The following is a 19,222-nucleotide window of genomic DNA, read 5'->3' as shown; positions in this document are numbered from 1 at the left end:
ATGGCACAGGACATCGATCACTTCACCGGCGCAGCCCGAACCACCCGTGGTACGCGGACCCCGCACCCGATCCACGACATCCACGACATCCACGACATCCGCGGCATCCACGTACCGCTCGTCACTCCTTTCGACTCCGCAGGAGCGGTCTCCGCGGAGGCGCTGGAACGGCTCGCGCACGAGGTGCTGGACGCCGGCGCCGCCGGGATCGTCGCACTCGGCACCACCGCGGAGGCGGCCGCGCTGGACGACGCCGAGCGGGACCTGGTGACCGGGGTGTGCGCCCGGGTGTGCGGGGAGCACGGCGTACCGCTGACCGTCGGGGCCGGGAGCAGCGACACCCGGGCGAGCGCGCAGGCACTGGCCCGGCTGGGCCGCTGGGCGGAGGTGACGGCGGCGCTGGTGAGCGTGCCGTCCTTCGTGCGGCCCTCGCCGGCGGGGGTACTGGCGCACTTCGAGCGACTGGCGGCGCCCTCTCCGGTGCCGCTGATCGTCTATCACGTCCCGTACCGGACGGGTCAGCCGCTGGACGCGGAGACGCTGCGGGCGCTGGGCGGGCTGCCGGGGGTCGCCGGGGTGAAGTACGCGGGCGGTGGCCTCGGCGAGGAGGCGGTCGCGCTGCTCGGGGACCCGCCCGAGGGCTTCGCGGTGCTCGCGGGCGACGACGCGTACGTGTCGCCGATGCTGGCGATGGGCGCGCCGGGCGCGATCCTCGCCTCGGCCCACCTGGCGACGGACCGGTTCGTGGGGCTCGAAGCCGCCTGGCGGGCGGGCGAGGTGACGTCGGCCCGGCAGCTCGGCCACGCGCTGGCCCGCCTGTCGGCGGCCGTGTTCGCCGCGCCCAACCCGACGGTGCTCAAGGGCGTGCTGCACGCGCAGGGCCGGATCCCCACCCCGGACGTACGGCTGCCTCTGCTGCCCGCGGGCGCCGGCATCGTGGCGACTGCGCTGCGCCGGACCCGGGAACTGGGGTCGGTGATCAGTACGGTGTGACCGGCGGGCATGGACGAGCCGAGTGAGGGCACGCAGATGATCAACGGGGCACATGTCGTCATCCACAGCCGGGACGCGGTGGCGGACCGGGCGTTCTTCCGTGACGTCCTGGGGTATCCGCACGTGGACGCGGGAGGCGGTTGGCTGGTCTTCAAGCTGCCGCCGGCCGAGCTCGCGGTGCATCCGGGCGAGGGTGCGGGCGCGCACGAGCTGTTCCTGATGTGCGAGGACGTGGCCGCGACGGTCGCGGAACTGACGGCGCGGGGCGTGGAGTTCACCGAGCCGGTCACCGAGCTGAGCTGGGGGCTGCTGACCGCGCTGCGGTTGCCGGGCGGGGGCGTGCTGCGACTGTACGAGCCTCGGCACGAACGGGCCCATTCGCTCTGAGAGTCCCCTGCCGGCCGGCGACCGGCGGGCAGGGACCGCGCCGGCGGGCGGACCGGCGCGTGCCGGCGGGTGTGCCTGCGGGCACCCGGCCCGCATCCGTACCGCCCGAGACCGTGTCACGACGGGTGGCTCGGGCGTTGGACCTGCGTCACCCCGCATTCCGGAGGAACCACCGTGCCCGTTCCCGTGCCCCCGCCGCCCGCATCCCGGCCGACGCCCGAGGAGGTCCGGGCGTACTACGCGGCACAGCCCGCCCCGCTGGTCGCGGCGACCGGAGTCGTCCTGGACGGCGCGGGCCGGGTGCTGCTGCTGACCCCTTCGTACAAGGAGGGGCTGGAGCTGCCGGGCGGCACGGTCGAGGACGCCGAGATCCCCGAGGAGGGGCTGGCGCGGGAGCTCAAGGAGGAGCTGGGGCTGGACGTTCCGGTGGGCCGGCTGCTCGCCGTGGACGCACGCGCGCCCGGGGAGCTGGGCCGCTCGCTGGTGGCCCACGTCCACCTGGTCGGTCCGCTGACCGACGAGCAGGCCGGCGGGCTGTCCTACGCCGACGGGGAGGTGGCGGAAGCGCACTGGCACACCCCGGAGGAGGCGGTACGGCTACTGCCCGAGCGGGTCGCGCCCCGGCTGCGGGCGGCGCTGGCCGCGCTGTACGCGGGGTCGATCGCGCACCTGGTCAACGGGGTGCCCCAGCCCGGTTCCCCGGCCGCGCTGGATCCGGCGCGGCGGGCGGAACTGGAGCACGCGCACGCGCTGGACGCGGCCAGCCACCGGGCCAGTCGGCCCAAGGCGTTCACCGCGGCGCACATGCTGTTCACCGACGCCGCGGGCCGGGTGCTGCTGGTCCGGCCGGCGTACCGGAAGGACGGGCGGTGGAACCTGCCGGGCGGCGGGGTGGACAGCGACCTCGGGGAAAGCCCGCGGGAGGGTGCGCGGCGGGAGGTCCTGGAGGAGCTCGCGCTGGACGTGGAGCCGGGCCGGCTGCTGGCGGTGAACTGGACGAGCCATGCCCCGTATCCGGCCCGGGTGTCGTTCACCTTCGACGGCGGGGTGCTGAGCGAGGCCGACCTGGGCCGCATCCGGCTGCCCCCGGACGAGCTGCGGGAATGGCGGCTGGCGGGGCGGGAGGAACTCGCGGGCCTGGTGAAGGCGAAGCTGCGGCGGCGCATCGTGGCGTGCCTGGACGCGCTGCGCGAGGGGACGGGACCGCTGGAACTGCACGCGGGCCGGCCCTGGGCCGGGCAGCGGGAGGCGCGGTCGTCGTGAGTACGGACCCGGCTCGCGCGGACGAGCCCCACCACGAGCCCCACCACGAGCCCTGCGACGAGCCCGGCGACGAACCCCGCGACCCGCTGCCGCTGCTCGCCGAGGCGTACGGGCTGGTGGCGCGAGCGGTGGAACCAGGTCCCGCGGGCACGGCCACCGTCAACCGGATCGTCACCGACCGGGGCGGGCGGCGCTGGTTCGTGAAGTCCTACCCGCCCGGCACGGATCTGGACGCCGAACAACGGGCCCTGGAACTCGGCCGGTTCGCCCGGCGGGCGGGAGTGCCCGTGCCGGAGGTGCGGCCGACGGCCGACGGGCGGCTGATCGCGGGCATCCCCGTCCGCGGTACCCCGGGCCACCGCGGCGCCCCCGGCCGCCACGCCCCCGAATCCGGTGCCGTCTCCGTGTCCGCCTACGTCGAGGATGCCGAGACCGCGGAGGGCGGTCTGTACGGCGGTCGCTGGGAGGCGGTCGGCCGGACCCTCGCCCGGCTGCACACCGCCCTCGCCGGACATCCGCGCGGCGCGCCGCCCCACGCGGCCCCGCCCTCCGTCGTCTTCGATCCGGAGCACCGGCGGACCCGGTTGCGCCGGCTGGTCGCCCGGTACGAGGCACGGCCGCGCGAGGGCTTCGAGGCATGGGCCCTGGCGGCGACCCGGGAGCGGCTCGCCCTGCTCCCCCGCGTCGAGGAGCTGGCCGCCGGGCTGCCGGACCGGCTCACCGTCCAGACCGTGCACGGCGACCTCGCCTCGCCCAATCTGCTGCTGCGCGCCGAACGGGTCGCCGCCGTCATCGACTTCCGCCCGCCGTCACCCCGGCCGGTGGTCTGGGAGATCGCCCGCATCGGGTGCGATCCGCGCACGGTGGTGCTGCGGGCGGACTGGCCGTCGGGGCTGGCGCGGCTGGTCGCGGCCTATCGGGAGGCCCGGCCGGGGTTCCCGCCCGGCGAGCTGGCCGCCGTACCGCGCACGGCCCTGTGCGTACTGGCCGGGGCGGTGTACCCGCTGACGGAACCGCTGGAGCGGCCGGAGGCCGTCACCCGGTCGCTGCGCGCGTACGCGCTCGACCGGGACCGGGCCGTCGGCATCCTGCTGGAGCGGCTGCCGGAGGCGGAACGGGCCGTCCGGAAAACGCTGTTCGGCGGTTAGGGCGGACAATTGCGGGCCGCCGTCGGGGAATTACCGGCCGGGCGGGTACGCGGCGAATGCACGACGGACGTACAGCGAATGCGGGGCGGATGCGCGGCCGATGCACGAGCGCGTGCGCCACGGTTCCCGACGATCGACCGAACCCGGCCGCACGCGATCAATTGGGAGGAATTCACATGTCCGTTTTGCCTGCTGCGACACATTAATAACGTATGGGAATTGATCAGTGAGACCGGTCATATTAGGGAATTGGAGCCTTGTTCCGGCAGGTCAGACTCGCTTAGGTTCTCCGCAATCCCGATGGGTTCACCCAAATGCCAGAGGAATTGCGCCATGCCCGGAAAAGGTAAGCACCGCCGCCCCAAGAACAACCGGCTCACCCGCGGATTCGCCTTCGCCGGCACGGGTGGCGCCGCCCTGGTGATGCCGCTGATCGGCGCGACCGGCGCACAGGCCGCCCCCGCGACGGCGACCGCCGCGACCGCGGCCACGGCGGCGACGAAGGCCGCGCCCACCGTCCACTCCGTGGCGCCGGGCGAGACCCTGTCGAAGATCGCCCAGACGTACTCCCTCAAGGGCGGCTGGAAGAAGCTGTACGCGGACAACAAGGCGGCGATCGGCAGCAACCCGTCGCTGATCCGCCCGGGCACCAAGCTCAAGCTGGACGGCGACGGCAGGGCCGCGGCCCCGGCCGCCCGCGCGGACCGGTCGACGCGCACCCCGCTCTACGCGAACAACCTCGACGGCTGGATCAAGCAGTCCCTCGCCATCATGAAGGAAAAGGGCATTCCGGGCAGTTACCAGGGGCTGCACAAGAACATCATGCGGGAGTCCAGCGGCAACCCGCGGGCGATCAACAACTGGGACATCAACGCCCGGAACGGCATCCCCAGCAAGGGCCTGCTCCAGGTCATCGATCCGACCTTCAAGGCCTACCACGTCGCGGGCACGCCCTTCGACCCGTACGACCCGGTCGCGAACATCACGGCCGCGGCCAACTACGCCGCCGCCCGCTACGGCTCGATCGACAACGTCAACGGCGCCTACTGAGCCGACGCCGACGAAGGCCCCGGCCCCGCCGCTCGGACGGGACCGGGGCCCCGGCCGTCAGACGGCGCCCACGATCCGGGCGAACTGCTCAGGGCCGCCGCCGGTGAACCCGTGCACGGCCGCCCGGATCGACCAGCTCCCGTCGTCCCCGCGCACGAACTCGGCGACGGTCGCCGCCGAGGCCTCCGCGACGGCGGAGAAATCGTCCTGAAACAGGTCGGTCCAACCCTCCCGGATCCGCACCGCGGTGCCGGGAACATCACCGAATGTCCGAGTCGATCCGGTGTCCTGGACGACCACGCCGACCACCACCCGGCGCAGCCGGTCGGACATGCGGTCCAGTTCGAGGGTCATCACCTCGTCGAAGCCGAAGCCCTGGCCGGTGCGGCTGTCCCGGTTGAGGGTGATGGTGCCGTCAGGCGACCGGGTACCGAAGTGCACCAGGTAGGCGGCCCCGGCCGGGGCCGCCGGGCCGCCGGAAGCGCCGGAGGCGCCCTGCCGGTCGCCCGCCTCGTACACCGCCGCGACGATGTCGAGGTCGTGCGGCGGCGCTCCGGCGGGACTCGGGTCCCACTTCAGCGCCACCTCGACCTTGGCCAGTCCCTTGCGCAGTGCGCTCATCGAACTTCCCCTCCTCGACCGGGCGTTCCACCCTACCCCCGGGCCGCGGCGCGCCCCGGCTACCCCTTGGCCGGAAGGACGGCGATGCCGTCGTCGTCGGCGTAGAGGGTGTCCCCGGGGTGGAAGGTGATCCCGCCGAAGGAGACCGGCTCGTCCACCGTGCCCGCGCCGGTCTTGCCGCTCTTGCGCGGGACCGTGCCCAGCGCCTTGACGCCCAGGTCCAAGCCGCCGAGCGCCACGCTGTCGCGGACCGCGCCGTGGATGATCAGTCCGGCCCAGCCGTTGCTCTCGGCCGCGCCCGCGATGAGGTCCCCGACCAGCGCGGTGCGCAGCGAACCGCCGCCGTCCACCACCAGCACCGCATCCTCGCCGGGCGTGTGCACCAGCTCGCGCAGCAGCGCGTTGTCCTCGCGGCAGACGACCGTCCGCACCGGACCGGCGAAGACGCGGCGGCCGCCGATCTGCCGGAACTGCAGCTCACAGATCGCCAGCCGCTCGCCGTACTCGTCGTAGGCGTCGGCGGTGGGGACGGGGGTGATGGACATGCGGAATCTCCGTTCCTCGGGTCCCCGGTCCTGGCGGGCCGGGGACCTCGGGGCCGATCGGGACCGGGCGACGACGGCGGCGCCCGGACCGGTCACGGCCGGTCGGCCCCATGGTTCCACGGGCGCCGGTGCCGCGGCGCGGCCGGTGTCCGGCTGTCCCACGGCGGTCGGGGCGTGGCCGCACCGGCCCAGACATGTCACGAAAACGCGTACAACGGTCCGGGCGTTCGGTGCGTCTAACCCACAGCACCACCGGCACCACCCGCACCACTTGCGCAGCCCCGCTCCCCAGTCCCGAGGGCGGGGCTCCTGCTTGCACGGATCAAGCCGACCCGATCGAAGGAGCGACATGAAGAACTTCTACGCCAAGGCCGCCTTCGGCACGTCCATAGCCGCCCTGGCCATGGCGACCCTGTCCTTCGTCACCAACGCCACCGCGAGCACACCGGCCCCGGCTCCGGCCCCGACGAGCTGCTGCTGCCCGACCGCCACTCCGCAGCCCTCGCCCACGACGAAGGCACCCACCACGGCCCCGAGGCCGTCCGCCAGTCCCACCGCCGCCCCGAAGCCGTCCGCCACGCCCACCACGGCCCCGAAGCCGTCGACCAGCCCCTCGTCGAACCCCACCTCGAAGCCCTCGGCGGCGAGGTCGACGGCCCCGGTCGGCTGAGACACGGAGTCAGCCCGGACGCCCTCCCCGGCCGCGGGCGGCGAGGCGTTCGTTGGCCCAGTCCCAGGCCCGGGAGCCGATGCCGGGGCATTCCGTGTCCAGGCGGGCGGCGAGGAAGTCCAGGTCGGTGCGGCCGTAGCGGCTGATCATCTGGGCCAGGGACATCCCGCTGTCGTCGGTGACGTCGATCCTGCACCCGGCCGCGAGGAGGTCGCGGACCAGGGCCGCCGAACCGCCTCCGTGGACGGCTGCGAGCAGCGGGGTGCGGCCGAGTTTGTCGCGGGCCTCCAGGTCCAGCCCGGCCGACAGCAGGCGCGGCAGCAGTGCCCCGTGATCGACCAGGTGGAGGACGTGGAGGAGGCTGCGGCCGCCGCTGCCGTGGGCACGGGGGTCGAACCCGGAGTCGAGCAGGGCGAGCACGCCGTGCGTGTCGCCGTGCTGGGCACGGAGGTACAGGTCCTGGCGCTGCGCCTGCAGGGCCCGCGGGAGCCGTCCCCGGTCCGAGGTCCAGACGCGCCGTACGGCGTGGCAGCCGGTTTCGGGCTCGGAGCCCCGGGACCCGTCGCCCTCGGTCCCGGCGGACGGCCCGCCCTCGTGCGGGAGGTGCAGGGCGCCGTCCCGGTGGTCGACCTCGTGCCATTCCCGGCCGCAGCGGACGCGGACGGGTGCGGGGGCCGGCGGGTCGGGCGGGCCGGACGCCGGTCCGGCCTCCGGGAAGAGTGCCGCCGCGACCAGCGGGTGGAGTTCGCGGGGGGTGAGCATGCCTTCCCGGACCAGTACCGGGTCGGGCAGGCGCCGCCAGGCGTATCCGGGCAGTGCGGTCACGTCGTCGGGGAGGTCTCCCTCCAGCCGGGTCATCCGGACCCGGCCGCCGTCGACGGGTTCGAACAGGACGTACGCGGGGAAGGCGTGCAGGGCGAAGCGGGCGCCGACGCCGGCCGCGGCGAGCCGGGCGGTCTCCGGGGCCAGCCGGGTCACGTCGGCCACCAGGTAGTTGAGGACCGTGCTCGGTTTGACGTGGATCTCGCCGCTCTTGCGGACGTAGTGGTCGTCGATGCCGGCCGCCGCCCAGGCAGCCCCGAGCTCGCGCCGGGCCGCCAGCACCGCGCTCCATTCGGCACGTGCCACCGGGTCGGCGGCCGGTCCGGGGTCCGCCGCGGGCAGTTCGTCCGTGTGCAGCGGCCTGCCGTCGGGCGCGAAGAACGGCAGCCGGTGGCCGCGGCCGCCCGCAGCGGCGGACTCCCGGAGACCGGCCGAGTGCCGGGCGTCCCACAGGTAGCGGGCCGCCGTCCAGTCCTCGACGGGAGCCCAGTAGGGGGCGCGCCGCCAGGTGTCGGCCCCGAGGGTGCCGAAGCCCAGGCGGAGCCGCTGGGGTCCGAAGGCGGTCTTCGGGGTCCGCGCGTACAGGTACGGGCCGGCGGGGTCCGCCATGGGCCCGGCCGGTCCGTAGCGGGCGAGGAGCAGCAGTCGGCCAGGCTCCAGCGGGGTCTGTCCCCAGATCCGCGGTGCGTGCCAGCGCATCAGGTCGGGGGCGAGGTGGCGGAGGTCCTCCGCCAGCCGGGCGGCGAGGTCCGCGCCGTACCGGTCCGCCACGGCAGCGGGGTCGAAGAGGAAATCCACGGCGGCGGCCGCGCAGGCGCCGCGCCAGTCGCCGGCCAGGCGGCGGGCGGTGGCGTCCTCGATCATGCGGCGCGGCACCGCGTACCGGCGGACGGTCTGCCAGCCGACCAGGTCCCCGCGGTACATCCCGCCGGGCGGGGGTCGTCTGCTCATCGTGTCCCCTCCTGGCACTGCGCGTCGGGTGCGGGGCCGACCGGATTCGAACCGGCGTCCTCCAGCTCGCAGCGTTGGCGCGACGACCTCTGCGCTACGACCCCGCGGGGATGATCCTAACGATCACCCCGGCGGGGCCGGAGGCCGGTCGGCCGTGGCGGCCGGTCACCAGTCGCCGTCGGTCACCGGCTTGCCGGGGGCGTCGCCCAGCGGGTGGACCTGCCCGGGGACCGGCGGAACCCACGGGGTGTGGTCGTCGCCGAGCCATTCGCCCACCGGCTTGACCGCTCCGAGGGTGTCGGCCGGGGCGAGGTCGGTGGCGTCCTCGTCGTAGTAGTCGAACCAGGGCAGCCCGGCCCTGGTGTAGGCGGCCCGGTCGACCGGCGACGGAGGGGCCGGCTCGCCGGTGATCCGCGCCCACTCGGGCGGGGTCACCAGGTGGACGAACACCCGGCCCGCCGGGTCCTGCGACCAGTCCGACAGCGGCCGTTCGTCCCGGTAGACCTCCTGCCGCATGGACCCGCCGACGCCCAGTCCCATCGCGGCGGGCGCGGGCGCGGCAGCGGGCCGGGGCCCGGCCCCGGGCCGGGGCGCGGGGGCGCCCGCGGGTGCCGGTACGGCTCCGGGTGCGGGCGGCGCGGACATCGGCACGGTGGCGCCGTAGCCTCCGTAGCCGCCGGGCGGGCCACCGGCCGTGCCGGCGCCGCGCACCTCCTCCGCCGCCGTACGGCGCTGCTCCTCGCGCCATTCCGCGAGCCGGGCGTCGTTCAGCGGGAAGGCCTGGAGCTGTACGCCCCCGGTGGTCTCCTCGCCGGTGACCTGCCCCTCCACCGTCGCGCCCAGGCCGAGGGGTACGGCGACGAACTGGCGGACGGTGCCCTTGCCGGAGTTGATGCCGTCCAGCCAGGGCTGGCGGGGCAGCACCACGTAGTTCTGCGGGCGGCGGGCCGGCCGGCCGGTCCACCGCTCCCCCGACACCGCGCACACCTTGCCCACGCCGATCTGCAGGGCGGTGGGCTCCCGGCTGCCGCCGAAGGCCATCCACATCGCCTCGCGCAGGTACACGGGCAGGATCACGCCACCGCGTGCCCGCCATTCCTCGGGTACCGGGCCGGGGCAGTCCTCGATCCGGCGCAGCGGAAACTCCCCCAATCCGGGTGGAAGCGGGTGCGTCCCCACCTCCGGAAGCCGCAATGTCCGGATGAAACGGACTTGTGCCCCGTCCCCGAGCAGCAGTGCATTGCCTTCGATCCGCACGGATCCCGCCACGGTGTCCCCTCCGTCCACGAGCCGCCGCGGCCGAAGATCCTTCGGCCACACCGGATCGTTATCCTCAAGTTTTCCTCAGAACTAGTGACGCTTCCTTCGTGGCCTTTCTAGCTTCCTCAGAGCCACGTTCCGTAAGACAGAGAGTCGATGATGAAGGTTCCCAAGGCCGGTGCGGTTGCCGCAGTGACCGCCCTCGTTCTGACCGCCACCGGGTGCGGAGTCCTCCAGGGCGACGAAGACAAGCCGAAGATCTCCATCGGCATCAAGTTCGACCAGCCGGGACTCGGCATGCGTGAGCCCGGCGACAAGTTCTCCGGATTCGACGTGGACGTGGCCCGGTACGTCGCCAAGGAGCTCGGCTACACGCCCGACCGCATCGAGTTCAAGCAGGTCTACAGCTCCGACCGGGAGCTCATGCTCGAGCAGAACGAGGTCGACTTCATCGTCGCCAGTTACTCGATCAACGAGAAGCGCAAGGCCAAGGTGGACTTCGCCGGCCCTTACTTCGTGGCCCACCAGGACCTGCTGATCCGTTCCTCCGAGTCGGGCATCAAGAAGGCGGAGGACCTCAACAACAAGAACCTGTGCTCCGTCACGGGTTCCACCTCCGCCGAGAACATCCGGACCAAGCTGGCCCCGAAGGCGGGCATCACCGAGGTCGGCGGGTACTCGGAGTGCGTGGTCGCGCTCAAGGAGGCCGTCCTGGACGCGATGACCACGGACAACGCGATCCTCGCCGGGTACGCGGCGCAGGACATCAACCAGGGCAAGTTCAAGCTCGCCGGGCTGAAGCTGAGCAACGAGCACTACGGCATCGGCCTGAAGAAGGGCGACACCGAGCTCCAGACGAAGATCAACGCGGCGCTGCGCAAGATGGTCCAGGACGGGTCCTGGGAGAAGGCCGTCCAGAGCAATTTCGGTGCGGTGAACTTCAAGAACGAGCCCGCCCCGCAGATCACCGAGGGCCGCTGACCCGGCCGGTCAGGGCGTCCCGCCGAGGGCCCGGCCGACCTGGGCGGTGAACTCGTTCCAGGTCGGCCGCGGCGTCCGCTCGTCCCACACCTTCTGGGCCAGGGCGGCCAGCGGCAGCCGGATGCCGGCGGCCACCTGGGCCTGGGTCTGCGCCGTGGACCGGTCGGCCCACACGGCGAGCCGGGCGCCGAGTATCTGCGGCTGGTAGCGGGCGGGCACCGGGGTGGTGCCGCGCAGCACCAGCGGGGTCCACTGCTCGTAGATCCTGCGGCCGGTGGGATAGGTGAACTGGTTCGGTTCACCGAGCACGTAGTAGAGGTACTCGTCGTTGAGGTTGACCACCTTGCGGCCCTCGGCCAGGTAGGCCGTGGGCGGGCGGGCGCCGATCTCCTTGCCGGTCCAGTACTCGGCCTGGATGTCGCGGGCCGGGGCGGTGACGCCGCCGGGGAAGAAGCCGTCGTTCCACGCCTTGAGCTGTTTGCCGGACGGGCGGATCACGGCGGCGCGGTCGTTGAGCCAGCCGGTGGCCAGGTCCTGCACCCGCGCCCCGGCGCCGTAGCGCTGCCGGGCGGCCTGGGCGAGCTGGGGGAAGGACGCCTCGGGGTCGCGGACCACCAGGGCCTGGTACTCGTCGGCGCCCAGGTGCCAGGCACGGCCGGGGAACAGCGGCTGGTATTCGCGGAGCAGCTCGTCGACGAGCTCGGCCGAGGCCGGGTTGGATATGTCCACGGCGCCCTGGACGGCCTTGCCGTTGACGTTGCGCAGCTGGAGCTCGGGGTGGGCGCGGAGGACGGCGCCGAGGTGGCCCGGCGAGTCGATCTCCGGGACCACGTCGATGTGCAGGCTCCGGGCGAGGGCGACGATCCGCCGCACCTCGGCCTTGGTCAGGTGCGGGGTGGAGACGATCTCCGGGTGGCTGGTGGACTCGATCCGGAAGGCCTGGTCGTCGGAGAAGTGCAGGCCGAGCTGGTTGAGTTTGAGGTCGGCCATGGTGCGCAGCCGGTCCTCGATCCACTCGGGGGTGAAGTGCTTCCGGGCGATGTCGAGGTTGAGGCCGCGCTGGGGCTTGGCCGGCCGGTCGCGGACGGTGCCCTCGCCGATCGATCCGGCGGCCTTGACGGCCTGTTTGAGGGTGCGGGTGCCGTAGAAGACGCCCGCCTCGTCGGGGCCGGTGATCCTGACCTGGCCGTCGCGGACGGTGAGGGCGTACGACTCCGGGGCCGTGGCACCGGGCGTTGTGGCCTGGAGGTCGAGCTGTACGTCGCCGCGCTTCGGGGCGGCGGTGCCGCCGTAGGCGAGCCCGAGCTCGGTGGCCGTCAGCCTGCCCTCGTCGGTGAGGCCGGGGCTGTCGGCGGCGACCACGACCCGGGCTCCGGCGGCGGGCCGCCAGCCGGGGCCGCGGGCCGGTACGTGCTCGCGTACGGCGGGGACGGTCTGCGGGGCGGTCGACAGCGGGTACGTCGGGGTCGGTGACGGCTCGGGGGCCGTGGTGGGCGCGGCCCTGCTGTCGGGGGCGGCCGGAGGGCTGGTGGCCGGGCCCGGGACAGCCGGGGAGCCGACCTGTTCGGAGCCGGCCTCCGAACAGCCGGGGAGGGCGAGGAGGAGCACCGCGGCGGCGGTGGCCGTCGCGGTCGTGTGGCCCTTCCGGTGCCGCTTCCCGAGCTTCCGCATGCTTCGACCGAGTGCTCCTCGACAGACGTCTGGGACCCGACGAGTCGTCGGACCCGGACGGGGTTCCCGCAGGCCGTACGGGTCCGGAACGGCCGCGTCCCCCGTACGTACCAACGTCGCACGGGGGGCGGGGCGGCGCGAGTTCAGTGCGTCTCGGCGGCCGACGCGGTGGCGGTGGCGGTGGCGGTGGACGGCACCCGGGCCGTGGCGGCGGTGGCCGGGGCGGCCCGGACCGGGCTCCCGGCCGCGACGATCCGGCCGGAGCGGGCGGCCGTACGGCGCTCCAGTGCGCCGGAGAGCACGGCCAGGGCCAGCGCGGCGGCGGCGAGGGCGGCACCGACCCAGTCGGGGGCGGTCCAGCCGAGACCGGCGGCGATCACCAGGCCGCCGAGCCAGGCGGCGAGGGCGTTGCCCAGGTTGAAGGCGGCGATGTTCATGGCGGAGGCCAGCGTGGGGGCTGCGGCGGCCTGGTCGAGTACCCGCTTCTGCAGTGGCGGCACGGTGGCGAAGCCGAGGGCGCCGATCAGGAAGAGGGTGGCCGCGGCGGCGGTCCGGTCGTGCGCCGTGAGCGTGAACAGCGCGAGGACCAGGGCGAGGGCGCCGAGGGACACGTAGAGCATGGGCATCAGGGCGCGGTCGGCGAACCGGCCGCCGATCAGGTTGCCGGCCACCATGCCGAGGCCGAGGAGCACGAGCAGCCAGGTCACGGAGGTGTCCGCGAAGCCGGCCACTTCGGTCATCATCGGGGCGAGGTAGGTGATGGCGGCGAAGACCCCGCCGAAGCCGAGGACCGTCATCGCCATGGCGAGCAGGACCTGCACGTTGCGGAAGGCGGCCAGCTCGTGGCGGATCCGGACGCCCTCGGGGCGGGGCAGTTCGGGCACCAGGCGGGCGATGCCGAGCAGACCGAGGACACCGAGGGCGGCGACGGCCAGGAAGGTGACCCGCCAGCCGAGGGTCTGGCCGACCAGGGTGCCCAGCGGCACGCCGACCACGTTGGCGACGGTCAGGCCGGTGAACATGGCGGCGATGGCGCCCGCCTTCTTCTCGGGGGCCACCAGTCCGGCGGCGACCACCGCGCCGATGCCGAAGAAGGCGCCGTGGGCGAGGGAGGCGACCACCCGGCCGGCCAGCATCACGCCGAGGGAGGGCGCGAGCGCGGAGAGCAGGTTGCCCGCGACGAACAGGCCCATGAGCACCATCAGCATGCGCTTGCGCGGGACGCGGGTGCCGAGCGCGGTCATCAGCGGGGCACCGAGGACCACGCCGAGGGCGTAGCCGGTGACCAGGAGGCCGGCGGTGGGGATGGAGACCCCGTAGTCGGCGGCGACCTCGGGGAGGAGGCCCATGATGACGAACTCGGTGGTGCCGATGCCGAAGGCGCCGATGGCCAGGGCGAGGAGTGCGAGGGGCATGGAGGGGTTCCTTGGCGGGGTGGCGTGGGGTGCGGGGCGCCGCGCACGCGGGGCTCGGAGGTGGGGCACGGCGGGTGCGCGCCGGGGCGGCCGGCGGCCGCACGGATCGCATGCGTTCGCCGTTTGCCTGCGTCCACATTAATTGCACGCGCGGGATATTTGCAAGCGCGGGCTATTGCGCTCTTGGCCTATCCTGGAGCCATGACCGCGACCGACAGCGCCCTGACCGGGCCCGCCCAGGGCTGGTGCGCCCTCTCCCTGCTGCACGGGCGGATCGAGTCCCACATCGAGCGGGCCCTGCAGGCGGCTCACGGGCTGAGCGTGCGGGAGTACTCGCTGCTGGACGTCCTCAGCCGGCAGCACGACGGACCGGGCGGCCACCTGCAGATGAAGCAGGTCGCCGACGCCGTGGTGCTGAGCCAGAGCGCGACGACCCGGCTGGTGACCCGGCTGGAGGAGCGAGGTCTGCTGGCCCGCTACCTCTGCCCCACGGACCGCCGCGGCATCTACACCAACGTCAGCGGGGCCGGCCTGGCCCTGCTGGAGGACGCCCGCCCGACGAACGCCGCCGCGCTCCGTGAGGCGCTCGACGCGGCCGCGCTCAACCCCGAACTGGCTCCACTGGTCAGGGCCGTGGAACAGCTGGCGGCGGAGACCCCGGGGCGCTGACCGCGAACCCGGCGCCCGCTGAGCGTTCCCTCAAGATCGGCAATCGGATAGGTTGCCGGTACGTGACGACCACGCCGCGGCCGGCCGGCCGCATATTCGAGGCCCTGGAGGCCGGAGCCGTGCACGACACGGCCCGGCTCCGCGACATCTACGAACTGCCCGGCGAGAACGCCCTGCGCAAGTCCGTGGACCGGATCCACGACCTCGCCCGCGCCTTCATCGCCCACTCCTCCCTCGTGTTCCTGGCCAGCACCGGCGCCGACGGGCGCTGCGACGTGACCCCGCGGGGCGGCCCGGCCGGGTTCGTCTCCGTGCTGGACGAGTTCACCCTCGCCATCCCCGACGCCACCGGCAACCGGCGGCTGGACAGCATGCACAACATCGTCGAGACCGGCCAGGCCGGCCTGATCTTCCTCGTCCCCGGGCGGCCGACCACGCTGCGGGTGAACGGCCGGGCCTGCGTCACCACCGACCCGCGCCTGCTGGAGCAGCTGACGGCGGTCGGCAAGCCGCCGCGCAGCGCGATCGTGGTCGAGGCGGAGGACGTCTACCAGCACTGTCCGAAGGCACTCCTGCGCGGCAACGCCTGGAAGCCCGGGAACTGGCTGCCGGAGGACGCCGTGCCGAGCTCCGCCGAGATCACCCTCGCGCACCTGGACCTGCCCGGCCTGACGCTGGAGCAGATCCGACGGGACGAACGGGAATCCCTGGAGCACCGGTACGAGTGACAGCCCGGCGGTACCGGTGACAGCCGCGCGGTGGCGGGGGCAGCCCCGCGGCCGGGCGGCTCCCCTCAGCCGGTGGGCAGTCGGCTGGGCGTGGCGCTGGGCGGGGCGGCTGCGCCGGATCCGCCGGTGGGGCCGGCCGTACCGCCGGGCGTGGGGCTGCGGGGCGCGCTCCGGCTCGGGGTCGGGCTGCCGCCCCGGGACCTGCTCGGCGTCGCCCCCGGGGACGACGCCGGAGGCGCCCCGGGAGTCACGCCCGGCGGAGCCGAAGGCACCGCTGACGGCGCCCTCGACGGGGACCCGGACGGCGCCGGGGGCCCCGGGGTGGCGCTGGACCGGTCCGGCTCCGAGCGGGTCGGCTCCAGGCTGGGCGGGGCGGCCGGCGGGGCCGGGCGCCGGCCCGGCGGCTCGGGCGCGACCCCCAGGTAGACGGCACCGGCCACGGCGGCCGCCGCGAGGCCGGCCAGCCCGGCCCGGACGAACGGGCTCCGCCACCACAGTCGCTGCCGGACCGTGCGCGGGGGCGCCGCCGGGCGCAGGTCCCGTACGGTCACCGACTCCGCACGGGCCTCGAGGGCCTGCCGGAGCCGGCGCTCCACGGGCCGTTCGCCCCGCTCGCCCCGCCCGGCCGTCACATCGTCGGCCGTCATATCCGTCCCTCCAGGATCCGTTCCAGCGCGTCCAGGGCGCGGCTGGCGTTCGACTTGACCGCTCCCCTGCTGATGCCCAGGGTCTCGGCGATCTCCGCCTCGCTGAGGTCGGCCCAGTAGCGCAGGACCAGCACCTGGCGGCGGCGCGGGGTGAGCCGGCCGAGCGCGGCGAGCACCTCGCGGTGCGCCTCGTCGAGCACCACGTGGTCCTCGGCGGAGGGCACGTCGGTCGGCGGGGGCGGGGTCCAGGCCCGGGCGGTCCGGCGGCGCCGGAGCACCGAGCGGGAGGTGTTGACCACGGCCGTCCGCAGGTAGCCGAGCGCGTTGTCGACCTCGGCGATGTGCTCGCCGTGGCGCCGGTAGAGGGCGGTGAAGGCGTCCTGGACCACGTCCTCGGCGGTGGCCAGGTCGTCGACGAGGAGTACCGCGAGGCGGACCATGGCGAGCCGGTGCGCGTGGTAGAGCCCGGTCACGGTGGGCGGGCGCGGGTCGTCCTCCCCGTACCCGGAGGGGTGCGCGAACGGGTCCGCGTACGAAGCCCCGTACGAGGGCCCGTACGCGGGCGCGTGCGGGAGCGCCTGCCGTGCGGGCGGGGCGGCGGGCTCGCGGCCGCCCAGGATCAGCAGCCGTGCTCCACGCAGGACGGCGCGCACGCCCCGCCGGCCGCCCCACCGGGCCCGGGGGAATCCGGGCGCGGCGGAGCGGAACGGCAGGGCGTGGTGCAGCACGGGGTTCCTCGGGTCGAGCACGTCAGCGCAGGGCACGCCGCCGGACGAGGAACAGGGTCCCGGCCCCGGCCCCGAGGAGGCCGACGGCTCCGGCGCCTATGGCGGCATTGGTCGCACCGGATCCACCAGTATGCGCGAGCTCGGGCGTGCCGGAGGGGACGGCCGAGGGAACGGCGGAGGGCGCGGCCGTGGGGACGCCCGAGGGGGCTGCCGACGGGGTGGCGGACGGCGGCATGCTGGGCCTCGGCGTCGGCTTGGCACCGGCCGGGCTGCTCGCGCTCGCCGTGGGCCGGGGGCTCGCCGGGACGCTGGGGACCGCCGACGGCGCGGCGGACCGGGTCGCGGTGGGCGGGGCGCTAGGCACCGCCGACGGCGCCGCCGAGGGGGTGGCGCTCGGCCCGGACGCCGCGGACGCCGGTACGGCCACGGCCGCCAGTGCCGCGGTGACGGCGGCGGTGAGGACTGCGCGCTTCAGGTTGTGCACGTATTGCTCCCGGGTCGGGGGACGAGGGCGCCGGATCGCGCCCTTCACCCCCCACGACGTGCGACCCCCCGGGAGGTTGCCGTGGTCGCCGAAGTTTTTCCGCCGGAGTTTCCCGCTTCCCCGGCCGGGCCGGAGGAAGCGGGATCAAACGGGACGGATCAGGGGCGGCCAGGGTGCGCGTACAGGGCCGACAGGGCCGCGACGGCCTCCCCGAGGGCGGCCCGGAGGTGCGGCGGGGAGAGGACTTCCGCGTGCGGGCCGAGGCGCAGCAGGTCGCTCACCGCGACCTGGTCGTGTTCCACGGTCATCTCCACCTCCACCCAGCCGTCCGCGTCCGGCTCCCCCGCCCCGGCCAGCGCCCGGGCGCCCGCCGAGCCGAACTGCATGGGCAGCAGCCGTACCGCCTGCGGGGACAGCCGTAGCCGTGCCGTCTGGTGGCGGCACGCGGCCTCCATCCGGCGGATGGACTCCTGCCAGTACGCGGCCAGGTCGAACTCCGGCGGGCGGTCGAAGGGCTCCGATCCCACCTCCACCGTGCGGAAGCGGGACACCCGGTAGGTGCGGGGCTCCGGGGCCGGGGCCGGGGCCTGCTCCGGGACCGGGGCCGGGGCCTGCTCCGGGGCCGGGGCCGGGGCCTGCTCCGGGACCGGGGCCGGGGCGTCGTCCGGCTGCGCCACCAGGTACCAGATGCCGCCCTTGAGGACGAGTCCCAGCGGGCGCAACGCGCGCCTGACCTCGCCGCGCCACCGCCGGTAGTCCGCCCGGATCACCCGCTGGTCCCACACCGCCTGCGCGATCCGGGCCAGGTGCGGGACGGGGTCGGCGTCCCGGAACCAGGCCGGGGCGTCGAGGTGGAAGCGGTCCTGGACCCGCCGGACCCGGCCCGCCAGCGCCGCCGGCAGCGCGGCCTCCAGTTTGAGCCGCGCCGTGGCCAGGTCCGCGCCGAGGCCCAGGTCGGACGCCGGGCCCGGCGCCCCCGCGAACAGCAGCGAGTCCGCCTCCGTGCCGGTCAGACCGGTGAGCCGGGTCCGGTAGCCGTCCAGCAGCCGGTACCCACCGGCCGGCCCCCGGTCCGCGCACACGGGAATCCCCGCCGCGCCCAGCGCTTCGACGTCCCGGTGCACGGTACGGACCGACACCTCCAGTTCCGCGGCGAGTTCACGGGCCGTCAGCCGGCCGCGGTTCTGCAGGAGCAGGAGGAGGGTGAGGAGACGGTCCGCGCGCATGGTCCATGTATATGACAGAAGGTGTCAGGTACGGCCTGAACGATGGTGCCCGAGCGACCCGCTCCGATCACATCCCCCGGGAGGACACCCATGAGCACCACGCAGGCCGCCGGACATTTCGTGTTCGCCGACTGGACCGAGCAGCCGGCCGGCGCGGCGGACGCCGTACCGCGGCTGGCCGAGGCCTCGGTGAGGAACAGCTTCTCCGGCGGCATCGAGGCGGCCGGCACCCTCTGCCGCTACACCATCGCCTACCTCGGTGAGACGGCGGGCTCGTTCGCCGGCATGGAGCTGCTCACCGGCAGCGTCGGCGGCCGCGAGGGCAGCTTCGTGCTGGCCGAGACCGGCACCTTCGATGCGGCCGGCACGCGCTGCACCTTCGAGGTGGTGCCGGGTTCCGGCACCGGTGAGCTGACCGGACTGCGCGGCAGGGGCGGCTTCACCACCCCGCACGGCGCGCAGTCCGTCGCGTACGTCCTCGACTACGGATTCGACGGCGAGGACGGCGAGGACCGCGAGGGCGCCGAGAAGGGTGAGGGCGGCGAATCCCGCGGGCCGGATGCTCAGGCAGCGGCGGTGATGACCACGGCCGTGCCGTAGGCGCAGACCTCGGTACCGACGTCGGCGGCTTCGGTCACGTCGAAGCGCATCATCAGCACGGCGTTGGCACCCCGGGACCGCGCCTGCTCGATGAGCCGGTCCATGGCCTGGTTGCGGGTCTCGACCAGGGTCTTGGTGAGTCCCTTGAGCTCACCGCCGATCATCGACTTCAGACCCGCGCCGATCTGGCTGCCGAGGTGCCGGGACCGGACGGTGAGGCCGAAGACCTCGCCGATGACCTGCTGGACGCGGTATCCCGGCACGTCGTTCGTGGTCACCACCAGGACCCCGGACGCCGTCGACGGTCCTCCGCCGAAATCCTCGATTCCCATGGCACCACCTTGCTGCGGGCGCCCCCGGCCC

General features: G+C 74.4%; 21 protein-coding genes and 1 tRNA gene. 10 read left to right on the top strand and 12 right to left on the bottom strand.

What is annotated here, in order from left to right:
- From AC067U_RS16525 to AC067U_RS16505, 5 genes are all read left to right on the top strand, one after another.
- Complete coding sequence (locus AC067U_RS16525) at window positions 1-993, top strand: dihydrodipicolinate synthase family protein (protein WP_478830384.1); 993 nt, start codon at window positions 1-3, stop codon at window positions 991-993.
- Window positions 994-1,002: 9 nt separating this feature from the next.
- Window positions 1,003-1,380 (top strand): VOC family protein, encoded by a 378-nt coding sequence (locus AC067U_RS16520; RefSeq protein WP_478830383.1) that lies wholly within the window; start codon window positions 1,003-1,005, stop codon window positions 1,378-1,380.
- 174 nt (window positions 1,381-1,554) lie between these two features.
- On the top strand, window positions 1,555-2,643 hold the full coding sequence (locus AC067U_RS16515; protein WP_478830382.1) for an NUDIX domain-containing protein: 1,089 nt from the start codon (window positions 1,555-1,557) through the stop codon (window positions 2,641-2,643).
- The gene (locus AC067U_RS16510) at window positions 2,640-3,791 is read left to right on the top strand and encodes a phosphotransferase enzyme family protein (RefSeq protein ID WP_478830381.1); all 1,152 of its coding nucleotides are present in this window, start codon (window positions 2,640-2,642) and stop codon (window positions 3,789-3,791) included. Before AC067U_RS16515 ends, AC067U_RS16510 begins: the two co-directional genes overlap by 4 nt.
- Before the next feature lie 333 nt (window positions 3,792-4,124).
- Window positions 4,125-4,841 (top strand): transglycosylase SLT domain-containing protein, encoded by a 717-nt coding sequence (locus AC067U_RS16505; protein ID WP_478830380.1) that lies wholly within the window; start codon window positions 4,125-4,127, stop codon window positions 4,839-4,841.
- A 57-nt stretch (window positions 4,842-4,898) separates the two neighbouring features.
- Here AC067U_RS16505 and AC067U_RS16500 read toward each other — a convergent pair whose 3' ends face one another.
- From AC067U_RS16500 to AC067U_RS16475, 6 genes are all read right to left on the bottom strand, one after another.
- Entirely contained in the window at window positions 4,899-5,462 is a 564-nt protein-coding gene (locus AC067U_RS16500) for a TerD family protein (RefSeq protein ID WP_478830379.1), read from the bottom strand.
- A gap of 59 nt (window positions 5,463-5,521) precedes the next feature.
- Complete coding sequence (gene rraA / locus AC067U_RS16495) at window positions 5,522-6,007, bottom strand: ribonuclease E activity regulator RraA (protein ID WP_478830378.1); 486 nt, start codon at window positions 6,005-6,007, stop codon at window positions 5,522-5,524.
- A gap of 360 nt (window positions 6,008-6,367) precedes the next feature.
- Window positions 6,368-6,682, bottom strand: coding sequence for a hypothetical protein (locus AC067U_RS16490; protein ID WP_478830377.1), 315 nt, complete (start codon window positions 6,680-6,682; stop codon window positions 6,368-6,370).
- A gap of 4 nt (window positions 6,683-6,686) precedes the next feature.
- Window positions 6,687-8,450 (bottom strand): ankyrin repeat domain-containing protein, encoded by a 1,764-nt coding sequence (locus AC067U_RS16485; protein ID WP_478830376.1) that lies wholly within the window; start codon window positions 8,448-8,450, stop codon window positions 6,687-6,689.
- A gap of 31 nt (window positions 8,451-8,481) precedes the next feature.
- Window positions 8,482-8,554, bottom strand: a tRNA-Arg gene (locus tag AC067U_RS16480).
- Window positions 8,555-8,615: 61 nt separating this feature from the next.
- Window positions 8,616-9,527: a hypothetical protein gene (locus AC067U_RS16475; RefSeq protein ID WP_478830375.1), complete on the bottom strand. Its 912-nt coding sequence runs from the start codon at window positions 9,525-9,527 to the stop codon at window positions 8,616-8,618.
- Between the two features lie 342 nt (window positions 9,528-9,869).
- Between AC067U_RS16475 and AC067U_RS16470 the strand changes: the two genes are divergently transcribed.
- Window positions 9,870-10,691 (top strand): glutamate ABC transporter substrate-binding protein, encoded by an 822-nt coding sequence (locus AC067U_RS16470; RefSeq protein ID WP_478830374.1) that lies wholly within the window; start codon window positions 9,870-9,872, stop codon window positions 10,689-10,691.
- A 9-nt stretch (window positions 10,692-10,700) separates the two neighbouring features.
- Here AC067U_RS16470 and AC067U_RS16465 read toward each other — a convergent pair whose 3' ends face one another.
- Both AC067U_RS16465 and AC067U_RS16460 read right to left on the bottom strand, forming a co-directional pair.
- A complete protein-coding gene (locus AC067U_RS16465; protein ID WP_478830373.1) occupies window positions 10,701-12,362 on the bottom strand; it encodes a beta-N-acetylhexosaminidase in 1,662 nt (553 codons plus the stop codon).
- A gap of 143 nt (window positions 12,363-12,505) precedes the next feature.
- Window positions 12,506-13,777: an MFS transporter gene (locus AC067U_RS16460; protein WP_478830372.1), complete on the bottom strand. Its 1,272-nt coding sequence runs from the start codon at window positions 13,775-13,777 to the stop codon at window positions 12,506-12,508.
- Window positions 13,778-13,978: 201 nt separating this feature from the next.
- Between AC067U_RS16460 and AC067U_RS16455 the strand changes: the two genes are divergently transcribed.
- The 3 genes from AC067U_RS16455 (at window position 13,979) to AC067U_RS16445 (ending at window position 15,600) form a co-directional block, all read left to right on the top strand.
- Complete coding sequence (locus AC067U_RS16455) at window positions 13,979-14,446, top strand: MarR family winged helix-turn-helix transcriptional regulator (RefSeq protein WP_478830371.1); 468 nt, start codon at window positions 13,979-13,981, stop codon at window positions 14,444-14,446.
- A gap of 62 nt (window positions 14,447-14,508) precedes the next feature.
- Entirely contained in the window at window positions 14,509-15,174 is a 666-nt protein-coding gene (locus AC067U_RS16450) for an MSMEG_1061 family FMN-dependent PPOX-type flavoprotein (protein WP_478830370.1), read from the top strand.
- Window positions 15,175-15,246: 72 nt separating this feature from the next.
- Window positions 15,247-15,600: a hypothetical protein gene (locus AC067U_RS16445; RefSeq protein WP_478830369.1), complete on the top strand. Its 354-nt coding sequence runs from the start codon at window positions 15,247-15,249 to the stop codon at window positions 15,598-15,600.
- Window positions 15,601-15,817: 217 nt separating this feature from the next.
- On the opposite strand, the gene AC067U_RS16440 is transcribed toward AC067U_RS16445, so the two are convergent.
- From AC067U_RS16440 to AC067U_RS16430, 3 genes are all read right to left on the bottom strand, one after another.
- Window positions 15,818-16,570, bottom strand: a complete 753-nt coding sequence (locus AC067U_RS16440) for an RNA polymerase sigma factor (RefSeq protein ID WP_478830368.1) — start codon at window positions 16,568-16,570, stop codon at window positions 15,818-15,820.
- Between the two features lies 1 nt (window position 16,571).
- Entirely contained in the window at window positions 16,572-17,033 is a 462-nt protein-coding gene (locus AC067U_RS16435) for a sortase-dependent protein (protein WP_478830367.1), read from the bottom strand.
- 158 nt (window positions 17,034-17,191) lie between these two features.
- Entirely contained in the window at window positions 17,192-18,259 is a 1,068-nt protein-coding gene (locus AC067U_RS16430) for a helix-turn-helix transcriptional regulator (RefSeq protein WP_478830366.1), read from the bottom strand.
- A gap of 90 nt (window positions 18,260-18,349) precedes the next feature.
- Here AC067U_RS16430 and AC067U_RS16425 point away from each other — a divergent pair, with 90 nt between their 5' ends.
- Window positions 18,350-18,859, top strand: a complete 510-nt coding sequence (locus AC067U_RS16425) for a DUF3224 domain-containing protein (protein WP_478830365.1) — start codon at window positions 18,350-18,352, stop codon at window positions 18,857-18,859.
- Here AC067U_RS16425 and AC067U_RS16420 read toward each other — a convergent pair.
- Window positions 18,823-19,191, bottom strand: coding sequence for a YbjQ family protein (locus AC067U_RS16420; protein ID WP_478830364.1), 369 nt, complete (start codon window positions 19,189-19,191; stop codon window positions 18,823-18,825). The genes AC067U_RS16425 and AC067U_RS16420 overlap by 37 nt on opposite strands.
- Between the last annotated feature and the right edge of the window lie 31 nt (window positions 19,192-19,222).

This window comes from Streptomyces sp. NPDC043853 (assembly GCF_056436025.1).
Note: the sequence above shows the minus strand (reverse complement) of the source record. Positions and strands in the feature narration are given on the sequence as shown.